Raw genomic sequence first — 273 nt, 5'->3', positions numbered from 1 at the left:
CATCCTTCACGCTTCCGCGCAGGATCAGGTCGGCGAGCGGGTCCTGCAAATAGCGCTGCACCGCGCGCTTCAGGGGGCGCGCGCCGTACACCGGATCATAGCCAACGCGGCCCAACCACGCGCGCGCGGCATCGGTCAGCTCCAGCGCAACCTTGCGTTCGCCGAGCAGCGTCGCGATGCGCTGCACCTGGATGTCGACGATCGGCGCCATCTCCGCCTGGCCCAGCCGGTGGAACAGCACGATCTCGTCCAAGCGGTTCAGGAATTCGGGGC

The 273-nt window shown here is 68.1% G+C and carries 1 pseudogene; it reads right to left on the bottom strand.

Going from position 1 to position 273, the window contains the following annotated elements:
- Positions 1-273, bottom strand: a pseudogene (locus RAD10_RS41865) (ATP-dependent chaperone ClpB); the annotation flags it as partial.

It is taken from the genome of Bradyrhizobium sp. 23AC (assembly GCF_054863025.1).
This window is presented reverse-complemented; position numbering and strand designations above follow the sequence as displayed.